This is a genomic window from Litorilituus lipolyticus (assembly GCF_006439335.1).
Taxonomy (GTDB): domain Bacteria; phylum Pseudomonadota; class Gammaproteobacteria; order Enterobacterales; family Alteromonadaceae; genus Colwellia; species Colwellia lipolytica.
Map to the genome: position 1 here is coordinate 1 of NZ_SAWY01000037.1, position 6,133 is coordinate 6,133.

A 6,133-nucleotide genomic window follows, 5' to 3' on the forward strand; every position below is an offset into this window, starting at 1 on the left:
TTGATGTCGTGTTTTATGGCAGTTCCACCTACATTTGCATCAAGTGGATCTTCGTCTTCACCATCAACTGTACCATCACCATCCGTATCAGATTTAGTAGGATCTGTACCTAAATTAATCTCATCACCATCAGTTAAACCGTCATTATCAGAATCAATATCAAAAGGGTCTGTACCTAGTGCAACTTCCTCTTCATCAGACAAACCATCACCGTCACTATCTATCTGAGGCGTAGCTGCCTTAATATATGAAGGGTTACTACAATATTCTTCGTCTTGACAAGCTTTCACCCAAAAATACCACTTTTCATTTGATAGATTTTCTAAAGTAAAATGATTTAAATTGGTTTGACCTACAAAATTTGACTCATAAAATGCATTGCTATTACTCGCATAAACCTTATAAAAAGTTGCTTGTGTTATTGTTTGCCATGCGACTTTAAGACTACTTAAAGGGGTATCATCAACAAAAACCACATCAGGCTTATCTATAGGTGATCTTCTTACTTGTAATGTTGTATATTCATAATTAGAACAAAGCCCTTCAGTACAACGTTTGATACCTACTTGATAGGTACTATTAAATTCAGGTAACGGCAACCCTTCCCAAGTTGACAAAACACCGGGAATAGAATGTTCACTAACATACGTCGGGTTTAATAATTCGCCAGTAGATTGGTTTTTTTCTAATTTAAACAAAATAACCTTACTTTCAGTTGCGATATTATTGCTACTAAAATGTAATCTTGCTACTAAACTATTATTAATTTGAAACGCTGACAAATAATTAACAGGATCAGGTCGTAAACGAGAAAAGTCAGTTAATGATGCATAAGTTAGCTCGTTAAAATAATGATTAGAATACTGATTTGTTGATTGTAATTGTAAATATCCAAACTCATTAAAACGTTTACTTTCTTTAATATTAAGTTGCACCGAAGGCTGCTCATTAACTTGGAAAGTCCCAACATTATCGACACTTACATTAACTTTCAGATCAAACCAAACACCAAGAGGCACATCTAACTTAACTGAACTTTCTACATCACCATTAGCAAGCAAGTAAAAAGCACCTATCTCAGGTAACTGAATATCTGAGCAAACGCCAGTATTTTTAACTATTTTAAATATTGAATCTTTTTTATAACTGTCAGAAGTATAACTATCATTTTGCCAACTAACATCAAGTGGGTATTCACAATGTTGATATGCTGAATCACTATCACTAAAATTCAATTTAATTGATATTTCATAACCATTTTTATGAAATAACTGTTGTTCACTAACATTTTGGTTGCGGTTTAATGCTATTGCTTTCTTGCCTGAAATATAAGATGAAGAAGCATTGCGCCATAGTTTATTATCACTACGACTCGTTATATCAAATAAAGTAGCAGGCCAACCTTGATAAACAGCAGAGAAATCTGAACAAGTTGTTTGGAAACAGTTTTTTACTTTGTAGTTATCAGGGAGCTCTTGGTAATTATTACTTTTTTGGTTCAAGCTATATGGTAAAGAACTTGAGGAACCGATTGTTCCAACCTTATAATACTCACTACTGTCAGTATCCTGTTTATAAATTTCAAAAGATGAACCAAATGATTTATAGGGTGCATTAAAATTCACTGTATTAATTTCTGTACCTTGTGAAAATGACAACTGCTCTGGCGGCAATATATTTATAATTTCAGGGGATTTAATCATTCCTATTTGATAATAAGGCGATAAAGCACATCCATCTTCAACATAACAATTTTCTAGCCAAAAATAATATGGTGTATCGACCACTAGATTTTCAGAAAGTACAAAATCGGAAATATTAGTTGTTAATGTTTTTACCAACGTTTTACTACCATTTATTGATTCCGATTGATAAATATCAACCTTTACTGGACGTTCTGCATTATGGTTATTGTCATTCTCGTAACTTATCTCTATTTCGATATGCTCTGCGTTATCTCTTGAAGCAGATTCAAGAAAAAAATCTCTTTTCCCGGTTACTTCAAAAGATTTACTATGACTAATCACCTCACTGTATTGACTTAAGGAAGAGCAGTCGTAAGCTGAACAAGCCTTTATTCTATAATAATATTTGGTGTTAGTTTTTATTGTGTTATCTATAAAATTTAAGCTCTGACTCTCAAGGACTCTTTCAACTTCTTGGTATAATTGCCTGTATCTATAAATTTTATAATAAACTGCATTAGGTACTTCGGAGAGTGTAATATTCACCTTTCGTCCAGCTTCTGCAATTAAGATTGGGGGTTCAGGGATGTTTGGAACGAAAAGCTCAGATGCTGTCGATGCCTCTAAAGGCAGACTAAAGTCACTACAAGAAAATTTTGTACATGCTTTAGCTTTAAAATATATAGTGGTATTTGGCGCAAGATTATACATTGTATTAGTATTATAATATGCAGATATTTTTCTTGTTAAAAACTGATATACGCCATGTTCACTATCAGACGTGTATAAATCCACATACTCTACATTGTCAATAATTGGCCACCATAATTCAATTTCACCAAAATAACGCTTTTGTATAGTATTTAAAATGGGTGTATTAGGGGTCCAGACATCGCCTAAATCATAAAAAGTTTCACCTTGAGCAATATTTGAATCAATCAACTTTTTCCCGTAAGCATAAGATTCAATCTTATAGCTATATTTATTCCCAGGCTCTACATCAAAGTCGTTGTAACCACTTTCTACACTAGTTAATGTTTTAATATTGCGATAATCGTTAGAATTAGCCGTAGCACGATAAACACTTTGCTTTGTTACTTGTTCAGGAACAGTCCAACTTAAAGAAATATGGTCTATGTGAGTACGTTTTGAAGCCTGCAAATCACTAATACTTGCTGTGGCTGTAAATTCATCGACGCCTACAAAGTAAACATCATTCGAAAACAAACAGTTATCATTAATACATCCTTCAACAGTATAATAATAGCTATTGCTTGCCGCTACTTCATCATAATAATTATATTCAAAACGATAGTTTAATCCAACATCCAATGTTTCAATTAATTCAGGTCTAGCAAAACGAGTGGTTCGTCTATAAATTTTAATTGTCTCATAACCCAAACTTGAGTATTGAGAGTTTTCGATCTCTAATTTTGCATGACTTGCCATTTGACTTACATTCAAACGCGGTCTTGCCAACACAATATTATCTTTTTTAAAATGCAAAGAGTAACGTTTACTGGGTCCACAATTCCCATCATCTAAGCAAGCACTTATCTCATATTGAAACGAATCACCATCATCAAAAATCGTTTCAGTAAATTTACCGGAATAAACGTTTTTCCTAAATATTTTGTTTCCACCGTTTCTTCCTCCATAAATTTTGTAAAACGTAGCATTTTGCACCGGAGACCAATTAAGTGAAAACTCATCAAAATTATCAGAGACAAAGAAACTCACATTTTGGGGCGCAGCTATGTCAGAAAAAGCAATGTATAACGGTAATGAATCTTCCCCGCAAATTTCTAAAACACAAGCTTTAACAACTACCTTTTTGGCCAAATTTTCATTGATACCAACCCTTGAACTCGTTAAAGAGGTACTACTTATAGATTCATCATTCCCAGAATTAACTTGTACACTATAGCGAGCATTAGGAACAGTCTCCCAAGAAAAAGTAACCTCTTGAGTCTGAGCAGTTATGACTTCATCTAATGCTAAGTTGGTCACTTGCGCCGGTGCCATTAAAGAAGCATCATCTATTATATAAGGCAAGCTACAATGAAAATATTGATCACAACTAGATATTTCATAACTGTATTCTTTATTAGGGTTGAGGTTCGATTGAGCGTCTTCAAATGTTGTTATCGATGTCTCCCCTACAAAAATTTTACTACTTAAGTTGCCTGTTTCAAATCGGTAAATCATATAGTTTTGGGCCGCAGTATTTTCATAAGACAAGTTAATTTTACTTACTTGATTGGTGGAAACTGAAGCAAATGACACTGTTTGCGGTGGGCTTTCAACGATTGAACCAAGGTCTATTGAGTACAAACCACAGTCATCTGAGGAACAATTATAATTAGAATAAGTCACTGCATTACCATAAGGGGAAACCACAGCTTTTCTAGGATTAATAACATCGCTATTTAAGTCTTGAGCAATAAGAGACCCCTTTAACGTCTGCAAATCAAAATACCAAAACTTAAACGGGTAACTTGAAGCCTGAGCTAAAAAACCAGTAGATTGAGCATTAAACCCAATTAAGGTATTAATCTGATAAAACTCTCTTAACTCTTTAGTAACGTCAATAACAGTCTCTGAATTTACATCATACAATGCAAATTCTTTATCGTATGATTGCACTAATATTTTTTGACCGTTTGCATCAATAATAGCGTGTCGAATATTAGTATTATTGAAATAGAGGTTTGCATTTTCAATTAGTGTATAAATTGATGTTGTCGTATCTAAAAGATATATATCATCATAACCATTATCATTTCCATCTAACACTTTTCGAGATGCAACTAAAATTTTACTACCGTCTGCAACCACACCTTGAACACTAATTCCATCGAAGTTGTCTTGAATTAAATCAACAGACTGTTCTACATCATTATAACGATATAAACGAAGCTCTTCTGTTTGCACTCCAGCAATGACATTAGTTGAATTAGATGTAAAAAATAAATCATTACTCTGCCCAATAATCCAAAAAGCACTAATTCCAGCATTTAATTCATTACCATCATAACCCATCAACCTCGAAGTATGGCCTATCGAAGAACCATTATGCTGGTAATGCAGTAATGATGATATTTCATTAAACTGAGTTATAGGCAACGTGTTTTCAAAATCATGCCAATTAATAGTCAAAGAAGAAGTAAAATATTCACTATTTTCTCCACCGTTACTTAATTGAGCTTGTGTGATAACTAATTGAGTAGCATTTAATAAATAGCCATCTGGACTAAATAGTAAGGTTTGCATTAAAGGAGATCCATTGTCGGCTACAAGTAATTCATTATTAATTGAGAACAACACCTGCCATTCATTATTTGAGCTTTTCCTAAAGTAAGATGTTAACGCAAATAACTGACCGAATTGACCATTTATATACTGAATATTTTTAAAATTATAAGATTGCGAATTTGTAATTGAGAAATCGAGAGTGTTAACTGAATTGTTAGCATCCAAATTAACTGAATAATAAATGTTTGTCGTTTGACTTGCATTAACTACTGAATTAGAGAAGTCATAGAAGTACAAGTCGTTTGAATTATTAAAATCATCAGTAGCAATAGACGTTCGACTAGCAATATACAGTTTGTTACCTTCAGCATTGATTTTAGGGTTTTGACAGCAAGTTGTGTAATAAAACTCAGGGAGGTAATAAGTTCTATTAAGGTGATTATTCCTCAAATAAAGTTTATCATAACTTGAGTGATTTACTAAATCATAGTTAGCACTAAAAACTGCCCACTGATTGTCTGCAGACATCATTCCTACATTTCCAACATGCTCTACAGTAGAGCCATTTGAAAGTAAATTTAGGCGCGTGACAGTGGCAGAAATAGCTATAAAAGAACTAAAAGCCATCATATAGATGGCTAACTTTAAAACAAAGTATTTCAAAATCCCTTTTCCCTTTTCCCTTTTTATTTTTTATTTTTTATTTTTTATGAAGTTGGTGTATTCTAATCGTTCTACACAATTCATCAGATTTTACCAGAAAACATTATCGTAAATAAAGCTATTATAACTACGAGTAATTAAAAAACTTGTACGTCTGTACCAGATGATAAACTTAGTTAATTCTTACAAAGCGATTAAAACTTATGCGCAATAGCTTGCGAAATAATAAATTTAAAACAAAAAAGGCTTATAAAAAATTATAAGCCTTCTGTAAACTACAAATGAGTTATTAATTAACTAAACGCCAATCCATCTCAATCACCTCAGAGCCTCCCTGACCAACAATAGCATTGCCATTCATCAGGTACATATAAGTAGAGCCACTGCTTTGGTTACGCCATAAAATATCTGCATTACCATCGCCATCAAAATCTGCCATGTCAGCCATCTGCCACTGCGTATCTGCTATGCGATTAATCTGTAAACTTTGATTGATTTGACCATCTCGCATCAACCAACTCCAGTTTGTG

The 6,133-nt window shown here is 33.3% G+C and carries 2 protein-coding genes; both read right to left on the reverse strand.

Annotated elements, in window-relative coordinates:
- Window positions 1-5,603: flagellar basal body FlgE domain-containing protein (locus EPA86_RS14955; RefSeq protein ID WP_211664946.1), on the reverse strand; the 5,603-nt coding region annotated here is incomplete at its 3' end.
- Between the two features lie 289 nt (window positions 5,604-5,892).
- The coding region (locus EPA86_RS14960; RefSeq protein WP_211664947.1) for a hypothetical protein at window positions 5,893-6,133 on the reverse strand (241 nt) is incomplete at its 5' end.